This window comes from Pontibacter harenae, assembly GCF_020907245.1.
In the GTDB taxonomy this organism is placed as follows: Bacteria; Bacteroidota; Bacteroidia; order Cytophagales; family Hymenobacteraceae; genus Pontibacter; species Pontibacter harenae.
On record NZ_JAJJWH010000046.1, the window covers coordinates 1 to 18,885 of the forward strand.

At 44.0% G+C, this 18,885-nt stretch carries 18 protein-coding genes; 9 read left to right on the forward strand and 9 right to left on the reverse strand.

Features of this window, described 5'->3' with window-relative positions; translation table 11 throughout:
• Window positions 1–84: 84 nt before the first annotated feature.
• Window positions 85–1,131, reverse strand: coding sequence for a threonine aldolase family protein (locus LN893_RS17215; protein ID WP_229972259.1), 1,047 nt, complete (start codon window positions 1,129–1,131; stop codon window positions 85–87).
• 77 nt (window positions 1,132–1,208) lie between these two features.
• On the opposite strand from LN893_RS17215, the gene LN893_RS17220 reads away from it, so the two are divergent.
• Window positions 1,209–1,418, forward strand: coding sequence for a hypothetical protein (locus LN893_RS17220; RefSeq protein ID WP_229972306.1), 210 nt, complete (start codon window positions 1,209–1,211; stop codon window positions 1,416–1,418).
• 107 nt (window positions 1,419–1,525) lie between these two features.
• On the opposite strand, the gene LN893_RS17225 is transcribed toward LN893_RS17220, so the two are convergent.
• From LN893_RS17225 to LN893_RS17235, 3 genes are all read right to left on the reverse strand, one after another.
• A complete protein-coding gene (locus LN893_RS17225; RefSeq protein WP_229972261.1) occupies window positions 1,526–2,023 on the reverse strand; it encodes a metallophosphoesterase family protein in 498 nt (165 codons plus the stop codon).
• 84 nt (window positions 2,024–2,107) lie between these two features.
• Window positions 2,108–3,544 carry an ATP-binding cassette domain-containing protein gene (locus LN893_RS17230; RefSeq protein WP_229972263.1) on the reverse strand — a complete coding sequence of 479 codons (1,437 nt, stop codon included), beginning with the start codon at window positions 3,542–3,544 and terminating at the stop codon, window positions 2,108–2,110.
• Window positions 3,545–3,841: 297 nt separating this feature from the next.
• Entirely contained in the window at window positions 3,842–4,246 is a 405-nt protein-coding gene (locus tag LN893_RS17235) for a hypothetical protein (protein ID WP_229972265.1), read from the reverse strand.
• 772 nt (window positions 4,247–5,018) lie between these two features.
• Here LN893_RS17235 and LN893_RS17240 point away from each other — a divergent pair.
• The 7 genes from LN893_RS17240 (at window position 5,019) to LN893_RS17270 (ending at window position 13,521) form a co-directional block, all read left to right on the forward strand.
• On the forward strand, window positions 5,019–5,426 hold the full coding sequence (locus LN893_RS17240) for a hypothetical protein (protein ID WP_229972267.1): 408 nt from the start codon (window positions 5,019–5,021) through the stop codon (window positions 5,424–5,426).
• A gap of 271 nt (window positions 5,427–5,697) precedes the next feature.
• Complete coding sequence (locus LN893_RS17245) at window positions 5,698–6,444, forward strand: hypothetical protein (RefSeq protein ID WP_229972268.1); 747 nt, start codon at window positions 5,698–5,700, stop codon at window positions 6,442–6,444.
• An 874-nt stretch (window positions 6,445–7,318) separates the two neighbouring features.
• Window positions 7,319–8,635, forward strand: a complete 1,317-nt coding sequence (locus LN893_RS17250) for an NAD(P)H-dependent oxidoreductase (RefSeq protein ID WP_229972271.1) — start codon at window positions 7,319–7,321, stop codon at window positions 8,633–8,635.
• Window positions 8,636–8,696: 61 nt separating this feature from the next.
• Entirely contained in the window at window positions 8,697–9,806 is a 1,110-nt protein-coding gene (locus tag LN893_RS17255) for an NAD-dependent epimerase/dehydratase family protein (protein ID WP_229972273.1), read from the forward strand.
• A 5-nt stretch (window positions 9,807–9,811) separates the two neighbouring features.
• Window positions 9,812–11,113 carry a UDP-glucose dehydrogenase family protein gene (locus LN893_RS17260; protein ID WP_229972275.1) on the forward strand — a complete coding sequence of 434 codons (1,302 nt, stop codon included), beginning with the start codon at window positions 9,812–9,814 and terminating at the stop codon, window positions 11,111–11,113.
• A gap of 330 nt (window positions 11,114–11,443) precedes the next feature.
• Complete coding sequence (gene ggt, locus LN893_RS17265) at window positions 11,444–13,174, forward strand: gamma-glutamyltransferase (RefSeq protein WP_229972277.1); 1,731 nt, start codon at window positions 11,444–11,446, stop codon at window positions 13,172–13,174.
• Between the two features lie 107 nt (window positions 13,175–13,281).
• The gene (locus LN893_RS17270) at window positions 13,282–13,521 is read left to right on the forward strand and encodes a hypothetical protein (RefSeq protein ID WP_229972279.1); all 240 of its coding nucleotides are present in this window, start codon (window positions 13,282–13,284) and stop codon (window positions 13,519–13,521) included.
• A 134-nt stretch (window positions 13,522–13,655) separates the two neighbouring features.
• On the opposite strand, the gene LN893_RS17275 is transcribed toward LN893_RS17270, so the two are convergent.
• Window positions 13,656–15,092, reverse strand: coding sequence for an RtcB family protein (locus tag LN893_RS17275; RefSeq protein WP_229972281.1), 1,437 nt, complete (start codon window positions 15,090–15,092; stop codon window positions 13,656–13,658).
• Window positions 15,093–15,299: 207 nt separating this feature from the next.
• Here LN893_RS17275 and LN893_RS17280 point away from each other — a divergent pair, with 207 nt between their 5' ends.
• The gene (locus tag LN893_RS17280) at window positions 15,300–15,908 is read left to right on the forward strand and encodes a pseudouridine synthase (RefSeq protein WP_229972283.1); all 609 of its coding nucleotides are present in this window, start codon (window positions 15,300–15,302) and stop codon (window positions 15,906–15,908) included.
• 40 nt (window positions 15,909–15,948) lie between these two features.
• Here the strand turns inward: LN893_RS17280 and tenA are convergent, their stop codons facing one another.
• Genes tenA through thiM form a run of 4 tightly spaced genes read right to left on the reverse strand, consistent with a single transcriptional unit; the run spans window position 15,949 to window position 18,848 of the window.
• On the reverse strand, window positions 15,949–16,602 hold the full coding sequence (tenA, locus tag LN893_RS17285) for a thiaminase II (RefSeq protein ID WP_229972285.1): 654 nt from the start codon (window positions 16,600–16,602) through the stop codon (window positions 15,949–15,951).
• Window positions 16,589–17,419, reverse strand: coding sequence for a bifunctional hydroxymethylpyrimidine kinase/phosphomethylpyrimidine kinase (gene thiD, locus LN893_RS17290; RefSeq protein ID WP_229972287.1), 831 nt, complete (start codon window positions 17,417–17,419; stop codon window positions 16,589–16,591). Before thiD ends, tenA begins: the two co-directional genes overlap by 14 nt.
• Window positions 17,416–18,048, reverse strand: coding sequence for a thiamine phosphate synthase (thiE, locus tag LN893_RS17295; protein WP_229972289.1), 633 nt, complete (start codon window positions 18,046–18,048; stop codon window positions 17,416–17,418). Before thiE ends, thiD begins: the two co-directional genes overlap by 4 nt.
• Window positions 18,048–18,848 carry a hydroxyethylthiazole kinase gene (gene thiM / locus LN893_RS17300; RefSeq protein WP_369427698.1) on the reverse strand — a complete coding sequence of 267 codons (801 nt, stop codon included), beginning with the start codon at window positions 18,846–18,848 and terminating at the stop codon, window positions 18,048–18,050. The genes thiE and thiM overlap by 1 nt, the downstream gene beginning before the upstream one ends.
• Window positions 18,849–18,885: the final 37 nt, after the last annotated feature.

Consider the following 18,885-nt stretch of genomic DNA (forward strand, 5'->3'; position numbering starts at 1 on the left):
ATTGAAATATGGAAATGACACAGTTTAAATTACACTCCCCATATTTCTCAAAATGCGCTTTCTGCTGAAGGATTAAAGTACTTGTTACACTGCTACCACCTGCTCGTTCAAAGACTTTAATACTTCAACAGTATGCTCCAGCATCTCATCTGTTACATCAATGTGTGTCACAAACCGAACCATCTGAGGGCCAAAACTGGCTGCAATGATTCCTTCATTTGCTAAAGCTTTCACAAAAGCAGCATCCGTATACCTCTGGTTCAGCTTAAATATAACAATGTTCGTTTCTACTGGCAGCACACTGTCTACATAATTCGAATTCTCCAGTACGTCTGACAGGACTTTTGCTTTAACGTGATCTTCCTGCAAGCGCTCTACATGGTTATCTAGGGCATAAATACAAGCCGCCGCTAAATAGCCAGCTTGTCGCCAGCCGCCGCCTAATACTTTTCTGATTCTGAGCGCTTTCTGAATTAATTCTTTGCTACCTAGCAGCAAAGAACCTACTGGTGCTCCCAATCCTTTAGACAAGCAAATAGAGATACTGTCGAAGTACTTGCCATAGTCCAGGGCGCTATCACCAGAGGCAGCCAGTGCATTAAAAACGCGTGCCCCATCCAGGTGCAGGGGTAGGTTGTGGCGCTTACATACTTCAGAGATAGCTGCAATTTCAGCTAGATTATAATAAGAGCCACCGCCTTTGTTGCAGGTGTTTTCCAGGGCCACTAAGCGCGTTTCAGGAAAATGGATGTTGTTAAGCGGGCGGATATAAGATTCTACCTGTTCTGGTGTCATTTTACCACGCACACCATCCACCAGGGCTACAGAGGCAAGCGAGTTGAACGAAATGCCACCGCCTTCATACTGGTAAATATGTGCTGTCCTGTCGCAGATAACTTCTGTAAGCGGTTCTGTTAGGGCCTTTATTGCAATTTGGTTTGTCATGGTGCCAGAAGGGCAGAAGATGCCTGCTTCCTTGCCAAACATAGCCGCAGCCTTAGCCTCTAACTCATTTATAGTGGGGTCTTCTCCGTACACATCGTCGCCTACTTTTGCTGCAAACATGGCTTCCAGCATAGCGGGTGTAGGTTTGGTAACAGTATCGGAACGAAGGTCTGTGATTAGTTTCATGAATTTGATTGGGTAAAAACTTTACAATGTAAAAGTAATAACTTACCTTTGCGGTTCAAATTAAATTTTTTGCAACGATGGGAGTTACTAGACTTAAAAGAAAAGACCGTAAAAATAAGGCAAGAGCAAACAACAAGCAGGCTCGTATCAAACATTTGTTACTGACGCCAGTTATCAAGAATGTTGATATGGACGAACTGAGAGCTCAGTTTGGCGAGGCTCCAAAGAATAACACAGAAGCTGCTGAGGCTCCTGCTGCTACCACAGAAGAGACTTCTGCTGAATAATCCCTTTACGGTAAAGTAAACCATCTGCCTGCCAGCGCTGTGTATGCTTCGGTTGGCGGGGTTATAGAAAGACTTCAAAGTGTGCTTGCTCCGCAGGCACGCTTTTTTTATGCCCTCTTCCCAAGCTCAATCACCTGCAGATCGCGCAGTTGCCCTTCTTCAATGGCAAAGCGTACCATGGTCCTAATTTTGTGAAAGCCATGCTTGCCAGCAGCGCCTGGGTTAATGTGCAGCAGGTTATTTAGGCTTTTGTCGGTCATCACCTTCAAAATATGGGAGTGGCCAGTAATGTAAAGTTGCGGAGGGTTTGTTCTAATTTCCTGCCTGATATCAGGATGATATTTGCCTGGGTAGCCACCAATGTGCGTCATCAGTACATCCAAACCATTAGCATCGAACCGCAGCACTTTTGGGTGTAGCTGCCTGACGTCCTGCCCATCAATGTTTCCATAAACACCCCTTACTGGCGCTATCTCACTTAAACGTTCCGACACTGCTGCTGTTCCGAAATCGCCAGCATGCCATATCTCATCCTTATCATCCAGCAAGCGCAGGATTTGGTCATCTATATAGCTATGGGTGTCGGAGAGGAGTCCTATTTTCATGGGTTAAAGAATTAATTACGGACTACGGATTACGACTTTTTCACCTTGGGGACTAAAATATGCACGTCAAAGAGAAGCAATTGTCTATACACAAACTTTTCCCTGTTCTAACCGAAGCACTTTGTCTACGCAGGTAGGTAGCTCTTCCTGATAATGCGTTACATATATAAGTGTGGTGTTGCTGCTGGCGCAGATAGCATCTAGCAAGTTTCTGAAATTGTGCTGTTGCTGCTGGTCCAGCCCCTGGCATGGTTCATCTAAAATGAGCAAAGGCGGATGTTTAACCAGAGCCCTGGCTAACAGACATAAACGCTGATTGCTGGCAGAGGCATTGCGCAGCGGCAGGTTAGCATCCTGTGCTATACCTAACAGGTTCATCCAACGTAAGGCTAGTTCGGCATGTATAGGTTCGCTTTGGCGCAACAGCCCTAAGGTATCGTAGAAGCCAGACTCTACTACTTCGTGGCAAGTGCTGGCGTAAGGAAAGTACTGGTATAACTCAGGCGAGACAAAGCCAATTTTGCTTTTAATGTCCCAAATGCTTTCGCCACTTCCCCGTTTTCTATCAAAAAGTATAAGATTTTGGGAATAAGACTGCGGGTTGTCGCCGTTGATCAGGCTCAACAGAGTGGTTTTGCCTGCGCCATTATGTCCGAGCAAAGCCCAACGATCTCCTTGGTTTATGTGCCAATTCACCTTATCAAGTACAAGCTTGCTGCCATAGCTAATCGTGATGTCCTGCATGCCAACAACTGTGTTGAAAGTTGCTTTATTCTGTGGTTGCAGCAGGGCTAGTAGTTCTTCCTGTATGGTAGGAGAGAGTAGGTTTTCTTCGACGTTAGCAGCAGGCATAAAATCCTGCCTCTTCTCTTGCTTTACTATTTCGCCGTTGGCTAAGGTAGCTACGTGTGTAATGGCGGGAGATATTTCTTTAGGAGAGGTAGCCATGATGACGGTTATTCCTGAGGCTGTTATTTCACTAATCAGCTCATGCAGTTCCCCCCGTGTCTTTACATCAAGCCCAGTAAGAGGATTGTCAAGCAGCAAAAGGCGCGGGTTTTTAAGTAGTGCCGCTGCAAATAGCAGTCGTTTCGTTTCGCCGTTAGACAGCTTGATCAATTCTTTATGCAGCAGTTTTTCCAGCTTAAAAGCCTCTGTAACTTTAGCCTTAGACCAATACAGTGCTTTGCCTACAGGTGCTTCTACAGCATCAAGAAAAGACAATACTGTTGGTGCGTCTTCAGAATCGGAGGCATGATACCGTTGCTGGTAATAGAACTCAGTAGTGTTAGATAGATTCCTGAAGTTGTGCTTTTGCGGCACTTCGGCTATCAGGTGGCGATAATTGAACGGTACGTCTTGCTGTGGAAATTCTGCTAGAAAATCTTCTACATAATGGTGCTGCATATGCCCCTGCACAATGTTATACTTGCCCATGATGGTGTGCAGAAGCCTTGTTTTTCCAGATCCACTGTCGCCTACCAGAGCCCAGTGCTGGCCCTCCGAAACCTCGAAATTCAAATTTTGGAACAAGGTATTGGTCAAGTATTTGACCTTAACGTTTTCGAAAGTTAAAAAAGGATGAGCCATTGGCATGGACAAATTTTCCAAAGTGAAGCTAATATATAGCTGTAAACTTTGAAATTATAGCGTAAGCCTTACTCTTGCAAGGTATTCCTATAACTAGTGCAAAATTTTACAAACTAGCATGTAGTTACCTGGCAAAGTTAAGCAGGGTAAAAGGTATCTGTTAGAAGTAAAGCCTTTTTAAGAAAAGATAAAAGTTTCTGAGGGTACTGTTGCGCAAGCAGGCTCTTGTTAAGAGCTTGCTATTTCTGTCATTTTGGTAAGTTTGGCATCTATGCCATGGTTTTGTATTAGCTCTGTCGCAAATTTATAGCTACCGTGGGGCACAAAAAGCATTAGGTCTCCGCCTTTCATTTTGGCAATCGATTCCAAAACTTTCCACTTACTTACTAAAGTATTTAAAGCCTCATCATCTTGATTCTTAACCACTAATTCGAAGTAATATTTATTATCGCCGCGTTTAGCTGAAAAATCAGGAGTCAAGGTCATGTTCTGGCTTATCATAGTCAGCGATGCGGGGCTGTCGTAGCCAGTAAAGTCTGCCTTTATTTCTTTATAACCTGCTTTTTGAGCATAGTTGATAATTTGTTCTGCATAAGAGTCATAGTTGTGGGTTTGTTTTCTGATCTGTAACATATTGATTTTTTATAGTTTAGATAAATAATTTTAGGCTAGCAAAGCAAGCAAATTAAAAAAGCATGCATACTGGTGGCAAAGTAATAAGATGCCATAAATAGAAAGTCAGTTAGTTTATAACTTGTAAACTGTTGCTGATTGTATCTCTACAGTAGTGAAGCAAAACCTTTGCTGACTTGAGTTTTGTGCGGTACTATTGAGCCTCAGTTTGTGAGGCATAGTGTAATTGAGTTGCTGCTTTTTTAGCCTATTGCTGCTTTTTTAGCCTATATTTTTAATATAAGGAAAAATAACTGGAAATCAAAATATGACTGTGATTTAACTGCTTTTTCTGCTTATTCTGAAGAAAAGTATTAAAATAATATAAACATGAATATAAGTCTTTGATGACAATTCAAACACTTAAAAGACCTTCTTCACGCGTAATTTTAGAAGGTACATACCTGCAGCCTATACAGAAATAGTTATGCTTACCTATTGTCTAAACCTCGACCTTCACTGTTTTACTTATTATATCCAGCAATTCATGCTGAATCTCTTCTGGTACATTCATAGTACAAAGTTTTAAGTAGGATTAGTGACACGCTGTTGTTTAAGGAAAGGCGGGTATAGACTATTTATCTGTGCAAGTAAACGAAGCAGCATAAATAATAATTTTCTATTTTTATGTATACATCCACTTGCCTGTACAGTTATAAATGTTAAATTCAGCATGTACTTGTAATCTCGCCGTCTCTTGAAAAAGCTCTTCCTTTTGCCCGTCCTTTTAATCTTGATGTTAGTTTCTTGTAAAGAAGATGATGAACCTGTGCCGCTCAGTGAGCAGATTTTAGGAACATGGAAGGAAACAATGACAGTGAGCCACTTCTATGATGAACAAAGCAAGGAGCTTCATAAAGAGTCATTTGCTATATCAACAGAGTACGGTTTCGGAGCAGAATCCTTTTACAGAGATTTTTGCTCAAGAGTACCAATAGAGTATACCATCATAGAAGAGGGCGGCAAGCACTATTTAGTTGTAGAGGGAGATCCTGTTGGCCGCTATGAACTAAGCATTTCTGGTGATAAAATGATATGGTCTTGGGAGAACCACCCAGCTACTTATTATTACTACCCAAGCGACGAGTTGAAGGCCGCACATCGTCAGACTGTCAGAATCGAGTTCAAAAGAGTAAAATAATCAGTATATTATCGGAGCGATTTTAAGCTAAACAAGGAAGGCTACTCATCAAGAGTAGCCTTCCTTGTTTAAGAAAAGTTAGAGAGAAGAGTTTGTCGGTACAAATTTGCAGTAGGCCTGTAGTAATTGAGGATGGGGTGAGAAGAGTTAGTTAATTCTCAATATTATGAGCTTAGAGTGTAAGTACAACAGATAAAGTACATAGAAGCTCTAAACCGAGAGCGGCGGCTAACGTTTATAAGAGAGAACTGACAAATCTAAAATAAACACTATGGAAAGATACAGATATGATAGAGACCGTGCTTATAACGGTGGCTACGATAACGAAAGATACAACGACTATAACCATGAGAATCGACCTGGGCGTGAATTGAAACGAGAGTTTGAAAGAGACTTTCAGAACAGCAGAGGCTACAACCGAGATGGTGAAGCTGAACGTAACCAGGACTACCAGGACTACCAGGACAGAGACAGGTTTGATGACTACCGCAGCCGTGACTATGACATGGAGCACAATTACTACGACAACTTAAGGGGCGACCAAGGTAGGCTAGGAGATATCAGGCAGGGTTATGGTATCTCAAGTTTTGATGGTACCTCTGATCGGTATAACACGCTGAACAGCATGCAGCGCGAAAGAAATGCACAGGAGAATCAAGCTTATTTGTCTGGAAGGAGAGATGGTTTCAGGAGTACACGATATGGCGGTGGCGAAGGAGATGCAGATATGCACTCTAATAGAGGAGTACCAAACTATGCCACCCGCAACTTTAGCGACAACTACGGCACTGGCATGGGAAGCACCTATGGAGGCAAAAACTATGGAGACGGTACTGGCTATATGGGCGGTAATATGGGTGGTTCACATGGGCATGACTCCTATGGTACATCTGCTGGCAACTACGGTGGCTACGGCTCATTAGGTAGCAGGGCCTATGGCTCTGGCCAAAGCAGCTCTGGTGGCACAGATGGTTTTTCTGACAGAGGCAACTTTGACGATAGAGGATCAAATTTATAATTAAACCTATCGCTTATTTTTAACGGCCTGTCTTTGAGCAAAGACAGGCCGTTTTTTATTTTATGCGTCAAATTCTGGAGCAGCATTACTTCTACACAGAAGCTTGCTACCATTAGCCCCACTGTCAATGAAGCAGAAAAGCAACCATCCTTGGAAAAGGAGGGGTGGTTGGATATGGAAGCATGACTTTTAAGAAGGTATCCTAATACAATACAAAAGGAGTAACCAACACGGCAGTTCAACTTGCTCAACTTAAAATAGAAACGGCACTTGGTACGGTACTGCTAAGCACGGATCATTTATTATATATCCGTACAAAATTTACAGTCACATCTTTGGCCAACGAAAGTGTATATACTTCCTTTTCAGGAAAATCAAATCTTAGTAAAAAGTATTTCAAATATTTTGAATCTATATAAGAAGATTGAAGTATAAGCTGATATAGATTTTAGCATAGATAACAGTGGCATCCAAAATCAAAAAAATGGGAAAGACTTATACTTTATTGTAGCCATTTATACAGTTGGCTGTAGCTTTTTCTGCCAAGCAGCTGTTTATTCATGAAGATCCTAACCTCACAGGGATAATGAAGCATCAATAAGAAAAAAATAATAAAATATAATAATTATAACAATAGCTGCAAAAGCTTTAAAAAAATATGTAACCTGTTTAGTAATAAACTAGCTCTGCCTTACATAAATGTACACGCGTAAAGATGCATCTGTTTAAACAACTTCCTGAGATAGAAATATTCATAACAATCGGGTTTTGTTATAGAGAAGGAGAAAGCATATTCCAATACAACTGCATAGAGAAACAAACAGAGCTCCTCTATTAAACAGGGTAACAAAATACCCTAATAAACTTATCTTCCATGATCATTATCGATAAACACTTACAGTCCCGTCAACAAGAAGGCAAACCAGTGCGCGTAGGCATTATAGGCGCTGGCGTGATGGCCAAAGGCCTCGTAAATCAAATTATTCGTTACACCCCTGGTATGGAAGTGGCGGCCATTGCTAACCGTACCATCAAGAAAGCCTTAGCTGCCTATGAATACACAGGTACAGAAGCTAAAGTATGTAATGATTTAGATGAATTGCAGCAATGCTGGAACAATGGAGGTTTTGCTGTAACCAGCGATCCTGAACTACTTTGTGTGGCAGACGGAATAGACATCATCGTAGAGATGACAGGCACGATAGAGTATGCGGCTAATGTTGTTATGAAAGCGATAGAGCATAAAAAGCACGTACTAAACTTTAACGCTGAGTTGGATGCTACCGTTGGCCCGATGCTGAAAGTGTACGCAGATCAAGCTGGTGTATTGCTGAGCGGAGGTGATGGAGACCAGCCTGGTGTTATTATGAATTTGTACCGCTTTGTGAAAAGCATCGGCTTAACTCCACTGCTTTGCGGAAATATCAAAGGCCTTCAGGACTATTACCGCAACCCCACTACCCAAAAAGGGTTTGCTGCTGTATGGGACATGACACCTGAAATGGTGACTTCTTTTGCAGATGGCACAAAGATATCTTTCGAGCAGGCATGTGTTGCTAATGCAACAGGCATGGGAGTGGCCAAAAGAGGGATGATCGGTCTGAATTACGATGGCCATGTCGACGACATGACTGGCATGTATGATATTGAAATGCTGAAGGAAAAGGGTGGCATTGTAGATTATGTGGTTGGTCCAAAGCCAGGCCCAGGGGTGTTTATTTATGCCACCTCCGATGACCCTATGACGCAGAAGTACCTTGACTACGGAAAGTTAGGCAAAGGTCCTCTCTACAGTTTCTATACACCTTACCATCTTTGCTACTTCGAGCTTCCGCACTCCATTGCCCGCATAGTACTGATGAACGACGTCGTAATGGCACCACTGGCAGGCCCGGTAGTAGAGGTTATAACACAGGCTAAAACCGATCTGAAAGCAGGCAAAAAGCTGGACGGCCTCGGTGGCTACGACACCTATGGACAGTGCGAGAATGCGCTTACCGTACAACAGGAAAACCTCCTGCCGATTGGTTTGGCTGAGGGTGCTGTATTGAAAAGAGACATACCCCGTGACCAATGCCTCACTTTCGATGACGTAGAATTAAATGAAGATTCGCTTGTGATGCGCCTTTACAGAGAGCAAACTGCTATGTTTTTTCCTGAAATGAAGGAAAAAGGAGCAGTGGTTTCTTAGTTGGGCACGCAGAAGCTAATAAATTTTAACAACCTAAAAATAGAATACAGATTGCAACTATATGAATGAAACTATAGAAACTACAGCCTTAAATAGCATTGTGCAGGAGGACATGGCAGCTATTTACGGAGCACTTACAACACAGGAAAAAGAAAAACTTCGGAACTCTACCGTACTTATAACTGGCTGCGGAGGCTTTTTGGGCTATTATTTTATGCACTTCTTCTCTACTTTTTCAGAAGAGCTGCAATTAAAACGCGTCATAGGGCTTGATAACTTCCTGACTGGCACCAAAGATTGGCTTGATACGCTAGTTGAAAGCAATCCAGAAAAAGTTGAGCTTCACAAATTCGATGTCATAAACGATACAGTGGCAGACATACCTGGAGCCGAAGATGCTGATCTGGTTATCCATCTAGCTTCTATTGCTTCTCCAACTTTCTACCGTATATACCCAATCGAAACGGTAGATGCCAACATCACAGGTTTGCGAAGGCTACTAGATTTTTATGCCAGCAAGCAGTTAAAAGGCTTTTTGTTCTTCTCGAGCAGCGAAATTTATGGCGATCCCTTCCCTGAATTTATACCTACAAAAGAAGAGTACCGAGGTAACGTTGCTACTATTGGGCCTCGCGCTTGCTACGATGAAGCTAAGCGCTTTGGCGAGACGCTCTGCTACTTGTTTGCACAGAAACATAACATGCCTATAGGTGTGGCTAGGCCATTCAATAACTATGGGCCTGGTATGAACATAAACGACAAGCGCCTGCCAGCTGACTTTGCGAAGGCTGTGGTGGAAGGCAGGGATCTGGAAATACTCTCTGATGGCAAGCCTACCCGCACGTTCTGCTACATCTCGGATGCCATTACAGGATATCTCAAAGTGATGCTGCACGGTTCTTTTGATGTCTTCAACATTGGCATGGATCAGCCTGAGTTATCGGTGAGGCAATTTGCTGAAATCTTTAACAGAAAAGGCAAAGAGATATTCGATTATCAGGGCCAGATTACTTTTAAGGAATCTAACGATAAAGAATACCTGACCGACAACCCAAACAGGCGTTGCCCTGATATAAGCAAAGCCAGAAACATACTTGGTTATGAGCCAAAGGTAAGCGTTGAGGAGGGCATACAGCGCTACTTAGAATTTTTGAACAACCCAAAACGATAGCTATAATGATAACTGTTTTAGGATTAGGATTTGTGGGGCTGACCACCGCCTTAGGATTTAGTAAAAAGGGCTTTAAAGTTTACGGCATAGACGTAGATCAAAATAGAATAGAGAAACTTAACAAGGGAGAGGTGCCTTTCTTTGAGCCAAATCTTCCAGAGGCTCTTCAGGAGGAGTTAGGCAACAATTTTATACTGGGTACCGATTTATCTGAAGCTGTAAATGACAGCAAGGCGGTAATTATCTGTGTAGGCACCCCAGGAAACGCTGACGGTAGCGCAGATTTAACTTATCTGCTGCAGGCAGTAAAAGACGTGTTTGAAGTTAGCGATGGCTCTTTCAAAGTAATTGTTACGAAGTCTACTGTTCCGCCTTCTACTGTTTCAGAAAAAGTAAAGCCTTATGTGCAAGAGCTAAACGCACAATACAATAAATCTATCGGTTTAGCATCTAACCCAGAATTTTTACGAGAGGGGTTTGCCTGGGATGACTTTATGAATCCTGATAGAATTGTGATTGGTGTGGAAGACGAGCAGTCCAAGCTAGTGTTGAATGAGTTGTACCAGCCTTTCAAAGCGCCAGTGCATTATGTAAACTACAATTCAGCTGAATATATAAAGTATCTTTCAAATACGCTCCTGTCCACGCTCATCAGTTTTTCCAATGAAATGGCGATGATTGCCGATCACATTGGAGACATTGACGTAGCCAAGGCTTTTAAAATTCTGCACCAGGATAAGCGTTGGAGTGGTTATCCTGCAAAAATGTCGAGTTATGTGTACCCTGGTTGCGGTTACGGTGGTTATTGCCTCCCTAAAGACACGGCGGCTTTAAACAGTATCGCCAAGGAAAAAGGGTTCGACACCAAAATTCTGTCTGGCAATTTGCAGATAAATGAGGAAGTAATGGAGTTTGTTGCGACCAAAGTAGCCAACACCGTTCCTAAGGACAGCACGGTTGGTATACTTGGCCTTGCCTTCAAAAGCGGCTCAGACGATGTTCGCCTTTCACCAAGTAAAGCCATCATTGAGAAGCTACTGGACAAGGGATACACTAACATACAAGCTTACGACCCGATGGCTAATGAGGTGTTTGATGCTACTTACAAAATGCCTCTTACTTATACTGATACACTGGAAAAGCTTGTGGAGCAGGCAGATGTGCTAGTGCTTTTAACAGATTGGCCAGAGTTTAGGAACAACAGAAGCCTGCTGAACAGTAAGCAATTATTTGACTTCAGGTATGTATTTGTTGACTTACCAACCCAGCCTGAACCTACAACCGCCGAAATGGAAATGAGTAGTTAATGCCTCAACTAGCAGAGACTTCATTGTAGCGTTTAGCTATAAGTATCAACTAAAAGATCAATAAGCCCAACTGCCTGGCCTGTTTTAACAGCTAAGGCGGTTGGGCTTATCTATGTAATTTCCATAGGCTAAAATATGTAGCCTGCTAATAAGAAGTCTTTTGTTGATACGTTTCTGTAAGCTTAATTAAGTGGAAACCAACACCTATTCCAACATTAGAGAAATCTAGTCTTTAAAAGCTTTCCAGAACCTGCCTGCCTGAGATGCTGTACATATAGTGCATTGTACAGATAAAAAACAAAAAACTGCTGATCAATCTCCATGGAGTTAATGCTTGAAAAAAATAACCTATCTAAGAAAAGACATCTTGAACAAATACTGCCACTGTTATTCTTTTTACTTTTTGGCACCCTCAGTTGCACCAACAGAGACCTGCACGAAAAAGGATTGGTGACAGATCATGCCATGGTGGTTTCGGCACATCCATTAGCTTCGGCTGTTGGAGCAGATATTCTGGAAAAAGGTGGTAACGCTATAGATGCAGCCGTTGCAGTACAGTTTGCTCTGGCTGTGGTATACCCTGATGCGGGTAACATTGGTGGTGGAGGCTTTCTTGTTTTGCGCCAGCAGGATGGCACTACAGATGCCTTAGATTATAGAGAGGAGGCACCAGGAGCCGCTCACCCTGCCATGTTCCAGAACGAGAACGGCGAAGTGATAGAGGGTTTAAGTGTAAATGGACATTTAGCTGCTGGTGTACCAGGCACAGTAGATGGCATGGTGCGAGCGCATGAAAAGTACGGCAGCCTGCCTTGGCAGGAATTGGTGCAACCTGCTATAGATCTGGCCGCTAAAGGCTTTCCGCTAACTGAGAAAGAAGCGAGGAAGTTTAACCTGTATAGAGGTGATTTTATACGGTACAGCAGCCAAAAACCAAATTTCATCCTTAAAAACCACTGGAAGGAAGGGGACACCCTAAAGTTACAAGACCTTGCCCTAGCCCTCGAGCGCATCCGCGACAATGGCAGAGCTGGTTTTTACGAAGGTCGAACGGCCGAACTTATAGAGGAAGAAATGAAGCGAGGGGGCGGTATGATTACGAAAGAGGATTTGGCTTCTTATGAGTCGGTTTGGCGAAAGCCTTTAAAAGGCAACTACAAGAACTATAAAGTTATTTCTATGCCACCGCCATCAAGCGGCGGCATAGCGCTTTTGCAACTTCTTACAATTACAGAAGATTATCCTGTTGCTGACTGGGGCCTACAAACAGAAAAGACGGCTCATTTGATGATTGAAGCAGAAAGACGTGTATATGCTGACCGGGCAGAACATTTGGGAGATCCATCCTTTTATGATGTTCCTGTGGAAGGACTGCTAGACACGGCATATATTAAAAGTCGAATGGCAGATTTTACCTTAGACAAAGCTACCGACAGTGATGCTGTGTCTGCGGGAACACCAGCACCTAACGAAGGACCTAATACCACCCACTACTCCATAATTGATGCTGCTGGCAACGCTGTTTCTGTAACAACAACACTCAATAGCAGTTTTGGGGCGAAGGTTTTTGTAGCGGGTGCAGGTTTTTTGCTGAACAACGAGATGGATGACTTTAGTGCAAAGCCTGGCAATCCTAATATGTATGGTTTGGTAGGAGGGGAGGCCAATGCCATAGAACCAGGTAAAAGAATGCTTAGCTCTATGACACCATCTATACTTGAAAAAGATGGAAAACTGTTTTTAGTTGTCGGAAGTATGGGCGGCTCCACCATCATCACAACGGTGTATCAGATTATTCTGAACATCATAGAACACGGTTTGCCTGCTCAAGGAGCCATCAATGCAGGCAGGTTTCACCATCAGTGGCTGCCAGACTGGGTGCTTTCGGAGGTAGGTGCTTTGGGTTTCGGTACAGGTTTAAAATTGTGGCTAAACGGTCATAAAATTGCTCCAAAATTGGAGGGGGGTATTGGTAGGGCTGCAGCAATTCTAGTTTTGCCAGATGGTAAGTTAGAAGGAGGAGCAGACCCTAGAGGAGATGACGCAGCAGCAGGATTTTAGGCTCTTTGGAATAACTATTCAGCTGAAGAGAAAATCAATAAGACATGTTGATAGCCTTAAAACATGGATAGCTTCGTTGGTAAAGTGAATAAGCTTTTATCTTTAAGATGAAATTTTATTTTAAAATTAAAGGTTACTACATTGGCGTAAAGCCTTACAATATGAAGATGACAGAAGAAGAGTTTGATGATAAGTTTACTGCTACACTGGATGCTTTATTAATAGCAATGGCTGAGGATTCAGAAATAGACCCGAAGAAGTTCTATAGCATGACTTGCATTCTGGAGAACCTTCGCTTTTTTAGCCCTGTGCTTTATGGAGCTATTCGTAAACCAGGTAAAGACTAAGTTGCAGAAGAACAAAGGTATAGCATAAGCATGCGACATACATAAGAGAAAGGGCCGCTTGTTTATTTAAACAAGCGGCCCTTTCTCTTATAGTAGTTGTTAAAACAAGTTGTCTGATAGTTGTAATGATCTTTTCAATCCACTTCCATGTACTTTGGATCTCCGTTCATGCGTACAATCTTCGGGTGGAAAGTCCCTACAACTTCAACTAAATCCTGTTGGGCGGCCATAACCTGATGAATGTCTTTGTATACCATGGGCGCTTCGTCTAAGTCAGAACCAATTACCTCTATGCCTGCTTTCTGAAGGTGCTTTTGTACTTGCGGTTTAGAGAGTGTGTTTTTTGCCTGCGTACGCGACATGACGCGGCCTGCACCGTGCGAGGCAGAATTGAGAGCTTTTATATCGCCTTTTCCTCGTACTAAAAAACCTGGAGTTGCCATAGAACCAGGTATAATACCTAGCACTCCCTTGCCTGCTGGCGTAGCACCTTTTCGGTGCACAATCACTTCTCGTCCTTTAGCGTCTTTCTCTTTCCATGCAAAATTGTGGTGGTTTTCTACTGTAGCCATCGGTTGCTCATACAGCGCCTCCGAGATTCGTTCGTGAATTTGGTGATGGCAGGCTGAAGCGTAGTCGCCTGCGAGGTTCATGGCCAGCCAATATTCTTGGCCTGCCTCCGTGTCCAGATCGAGCCATGCCAGGTGTTTAGCCTCCTGCGGCAGTCGGCAAGTATCCATGGCTACTTTGGTATAATATCCAGCTATGTTGGCACCCAATCCGCGCGAGCCAGAGTGTGAAAGCACAGCCAGATAGCTACCCAGTGGCAAGTTGAACTCGTTATCAGCATCTTGTATCTCTATGGTTCCGAACTCTACAAAATGGTTGCCGCCGCCTGAGGTGCCAAGTTGTGAATAGGCACGGTCTTTCATTTCACGCACCACAGGAATCTCCGCAAATTCAGGCTTGTCCATAATGTCATGCCCCATCGGTCTTTTAAAAGTGGCGTTGCCGAAACGTGTGTTATCGGTTAATATTTTCTTCAGCTTTTCGCTGTTCTTTTCTAAGTAGCCTTTGTGTATGTCGTAGATGCTCATGCTCATGCGGCAGCCAATATCCACACCGACACCGTATGGAATAACAGCGTTTTTTGTAGCCAGCACGCCACCAATAGGAAGCCCGTATCCTTGGTGGGCATCAGGCATCAGAGCACCAGCTTGTGCAATAGGTAGGCGCATGGCAATTTCCATCTGCTCTCTAGCTCCGTTTTCTATTCCTGCAGCTCCATAAATGGCGTATTCTGGCTGATTGTCTTTCAAAGCAATTGGTTCGGCCTCTTTGTAAGCTGAAATAGCTTGCGCCAACGGTCCGAGAGTGGAGTGTAATTGGTACTGCTCAGGAGCAGCGAGTACCTCTTGGCAAAGCTCCAACTGGTGGTTTTTAGCCAACTCTGTATAGTAGGTGTGCATAATGTTCAGCGCAGTACCTAGTGGTTTGCCTGCGGGAAAACCAATGTTAAGCAAGTGCTGCGCCGTGAGTTTATTTGTAGTTTTCTTCTTGTCTTTTTTCATAGCCTTTTGTCTGTGTCAGAACTATAGTTTACGTAGCATTTACAGGTAGTTGGCCAGTAACACAGATTTTTAGTCTGCCAATTTCAGGTTTTTGTGAGGCTTAAAAGCAAAAAGAAGCTAGCGGAAAAAGATGTGTTCTTAGGGAAAATAAGGATAAGCAGAATTTCATAATTAACTTTGTGGCATATATTATAAGCATCAAGAGCATTGCAAGATCAACCAGAAGAGAAGGAGCACAGGCATTTTAAGTTACACAAGCCCTACGGCTACCTCAGCCAGTTTGTGTGTGAGCATAAAAACAAAAAGCTACTCGGAGACCTGTATGATTTTCCTGAAGGAACCATGGCTATCGGTCGCCTAGATCAGGACAGCGAAGGCCTGCTACTACTTACCACCGACGGAAAAATGAGTGAACAGGTCCGTAGGAAAGAGGTAGAGAAAGAATATTATGCTCAGGTAGATGGATTGATAACAGATGAAGCCTTAGACCAACTACAACAAGGCGTAGAAATAAGTGTGGGGAAGCAGCAGTATAAAACACACCCCTGTAAAGCATTCAGATTAGAAACTGCCCCTGATCTTGCCGCACGGAGCCGCAAGATCAGAGACGATCGCCATGGACCTACTAGTTGGGTTTCTATTACTGTAACAGAAGGAAAATTCCGACAGGTGCGCAAAATGACAGCTGCTGTAGGTTTCCCGACTTTACGCCTGGTAAGGGTACGTATTGGCGCTACTTTCCTGGGTGCTTTACAACCAGGAGCCGTAGAGGAGGTAGAAGATTTTGCGCTTTCAGTTGAAGGCAGTTTCCAATGAGCAAACTATCTGATAGGCTTTTAGAGTGAAAGCTATCACTTTATACGGGCCAACTTTCCAAACGCCACGCGCTGTCCCAGAACATCCATTCTAACTTGTTCGCAGCTAAAAAGGCCTCTGTCATAGCTTGCTGTTGTGCGGGTGTGCAGCGTTCGGCTACTTCGTCACAGATGTTGATAGCCCTGGTAACTATGGCGCCAAACTCTTCTCCAGCGTAAGTGTTTATCCATTCCTGGTAAGGATTGTTTTCCTGCTGCGGTTGCTGATAAATATAGTCACCAACTTCTTTGTAAATCCAGAAGCAGGGCAGTACGGCAGCCATCGCAACTTCTACTTGCTCCAGAGCAGCCTGGCTAAGTAAGTAGTTGGTATAGTGCTGGCAAGTAGGTGAAATTGGTACATCTTCTACTATACCATACTTTTGGAAGTAACCTGTGTGTAAAGCCTGTTCTACCACAACGGCTCCTTCTGCAAAGCGCAAAAACTCCAGTGCATGTGCTGTGGTATGTGCCCGCGCCGCAATCAGCGACAAAGCCCGTCCAAAATCCGCAAGGTACAACGAGTCTTGGCCTATATAAAATTTGAATTTCTCCTGGTCCAGTGTGCCTTCTATCAGCTCTTGTATAAAAGGCATTTTTATAATTTGTTCGTAGATGCTGCTGCTAGCCTGCCAGGCGGTTTTACTCCAGTTCATGTTTTTGTTGTTTTATAGGGTCAAAGAAATGATTTAAAGGGCCGTGGCCTTCGCCTGTTACCACATCTTTGCCATGGTCGATGGCGTGGTGTACATACAGCTTTGCGTTTTCTATCGCTTCAGCGGGTGCCATTCCGAGAGCTATATAAGCTGCAATGGCAGACGAGAGCGTGCAGCCAGTTCCGTGGGTGTTATGGCTCTCAATAGCTGCCGATTCAAACACACGCATATTTCCGTGCTGATGTAGGTATACGTCGTACAGGCGCGGCCCTTGCAGGTGCCCACCTTTTACCAGTACAGATTCACAGCCTGTCTGTAATATCAAGCGTCCAGCATTTTTCATCTCCTCCAGGTTTTGTATCTGCGTATTAGAAAGTAGCTGTGCTTCGTCCAGGTTAGGAGTTACCACCTCTGCCAAAGGGAAGAGTTCTTGTTTAAATTGTTCAATGGTATCGTCTTCTATCAGCTTATCCCCGCTGGTAGCTACCATAACAGGGTCCAGCACAACGGGTACAGTGTAATTTCTGAGTACGGTGGCAATGGCTTTTACTAGCTCAGCACTGTGCACCATGCCAATTTTAATGGCGGCAGGTTTTATGTCGTCCATCACCGCTTTTATCTGCCCCTGTACAATAGCCGCAGGTACGCTATGGATGCCCGTTACGCCTCGTGTGTTCTGAACTGTGATAGCTGTAATAGCAGAAGTGCCAAAGCAGCCCAGGGCAGCAAAGGTTTTCAGGTCAGCCTGTATGCCTGCTCCGCCGCCACTGTCTGAGCCAGCTATAGTGAGCACGGCAGGGTATTTATATTTTTTCATATCGATTTCTCTATTTCATTCCTGATCTGTTCAGCGGCCTTGGCTGGGTTTGGAGCGGCACTAATGGCTGATACAACGGCCAAGCAGTTAGCCCCAGCCTTTATGATTTCTGCTGCGTTGGTGGCATTAATTCTGCCAATAGCCACCAAAGGTTTATCTGTCAGGGTTCTGATACGGCGTATGCCTTCCAGACCCCATTCGGTTACAGTGTCTGTTTTGGTGGGCGTAGAGAAAATGGGGCTTAGCGCCAGGTAATCTGCCAGTGTAGCGCTCTCGCTTAGCAAGTGTTCTTCATACTCCAGCGAGTAACCAAGTATACCACAGTTAGCCCACCTCTGCTTTATTTGTTGGGGTGGGACATCGTTATTGCCAACGTGTATACCTGCTGCATTGCTGTGAAGCGCTACTTCTAGGTTATCGTTCACAATCAGGGGAACGTTGTAACGGTCCAGCATCTGTTTCAGTTGTAAGGTCTTCTTCAGAAAAGCTTCTTCCGAAAGCTGCTTCTCGCGTATCTGCACCAGGTCTACACCACCTTTTACAGCTGCTTCCACTATCTCCATCATAGGACGCCCGTTGCAGGATTTTTCATCTGTCACCAGGTATAGGTGGTAAGGAAATGAACCCATTACTTGCTGTCCATTTTTAAGCGCTGCGTGAATTTGTTCTCAGAGAGTTGGTAAAGGGCATCTAAAAAGTAAAGCTGCATACTACCAGGGCCCGATGCTTTTTCAGCAGCTATCTCGCCTGCCACTCCCATTAAGGCCATTGCAGCGGTAGTGGCAACAAAAGGTTCAGCTGGATTTACGGCACAACAGGCAGCTATAAGGGCACTTGCCGTGCAACCCATACCTGTAACACGTGCCATTAAGGCATGGCCGTTGGCAAGCGTTATACAATTGCCTTTGTAAACTATATAATCTGTAGCTCCTGATACACACACCACAGCACCTGTGTCTTCGCTTAGTTGTTGCGCTGCTTCCAGCGCTTCTTCGCTAAGGTTGGTGCTGTCTACTCCCTTCGTTTTAATATTGGCTTTTGCCAGTGACATGATCTCTGAGCCATTGCCACGAATAACAACTGGGCTGTAGGTTAACAACTCTTCCAGTACCTGGTTTCGGTAGGGGGTAGCGCCTGCTCCCACTGGGTCCAGCACCCACGATTTATTTAATGTTTTCGCCTGCTTTGCGGCGAGCTTCATGCTTTCTACCCAATATTCATCCAAGGTTCCTATGTTTACAACAAGTGCGCCTGCTATCGCAACCATATCGTTCATTTCGCTATGGGCATGCGCCATAACGGGGGATGCGCCTGCTGCGAGTAAAGCATTGGCGGTATTGTTCATCACCACATAGTTGGTGATGTTGTGTACTAGTGGTGACGTTTGCCTGACGGCTGAAATAATATTCCAAAGTTGCTCCTTCATCATTGCATAGTTAAAGTTTAACGAAGGCTTAGGAGTATCC

Coding starts and splice junctions, on each gene's coding strand:
- LN893_RS17215 (WP_229972259.1), bottom strand. CDS start 1,131: ATGAAACTAATCACAGACCTTCGTTCCGATACTGTTACCAAACCTACA.
- LN893_RS17220 (WP_229972306.1), top strand. CDS start 1,209: ATGGGAGTTACTAGACTTAAAAGAAAAGACCGTAAAAATAAGGCAAGA.
- LN893_RS17225 (WP_229972261.1), bottom strand. CDS start 2,023: ATGAAAATAGGACTCCTCTCCGACACCCATAGCTATATAGATGACCAA.
- LN893_RS17235 (WP_229972265.1), bottom strand. CDS start 4,246: ATGTTACAGATCAGAAAACAAACCCACAACTATGACTCTTATGCAGAA.
- LN893_RS17245 (WP_229972268.1), top strand. CDS start 5,698: ATGGAAAGATACAGATATGATAGAGACCGTGCTTATAACGGTGGCTAC.
- LN893_RS17250 (WP_229972271.1), top strand. CDS start 7,319: ATGATCATTATCGATAAACACTTACAGTCCCGTCAACAAGAAGGCAAA.
- LN893_RS17255 (WP_229972273.1), top strand. CDS start 8,697: ATGAATGAAACTATAGAAACTACAGCCTTAAATAGCATTGTGCAGGAG.
- LN893_RS17260 (WP_229972275.1), top strand. CDS start 9,812: ATGATAACTGTTTTAGGATTAGGATTTGTGGGGCTGACCACCGCCTTA.
- ggt (WP_229972277.1), top strand. CDS start 11,444: ATGCTTGAAAAAAATAACCTATCTAAGAAAAGACATCTTGAACAAATA.
- LN893_RS17270 (WP_229972279.1), top strand. CDS start 13,282: ATGAAATTTTATTTTAAAATTAAAGGTTACTACATTGGCGTAAAGCCT.
- LN893_RS17275 (WP_229972281.1), bottom strand. CDS start 15,092: ATGAAAAAAGACAAGAAGAAAACTACAAATAAACTCACGGCGCAGCAC.
- tenA (WP_229972285.1), bottom strand. CDS start 16,602: ATGAACTGGAGTAAAACCGCCTGGCAGGCTAGCAGCAGCATCTACGAA.
- thiD (WP_229972287.1), bottom strand. CDS start 17,419: ATGAAAAAATATAAATACCCTGCCGTGCTCACTATAGCTGGCTCAGAC.
- thiE (WP_229972289.1), bottom strand. CDS start 18,048: ATGGGTTCATTTCCTTACCACCTATACCTGGTGACAGATGAAAAATCC.
- thiM (WP_369427698.1), bottom strand. CDS start 18,848: ATGATGAAGGAGCAACTTTGGAATATTATTTCAGCCGTCAGGCAAACG.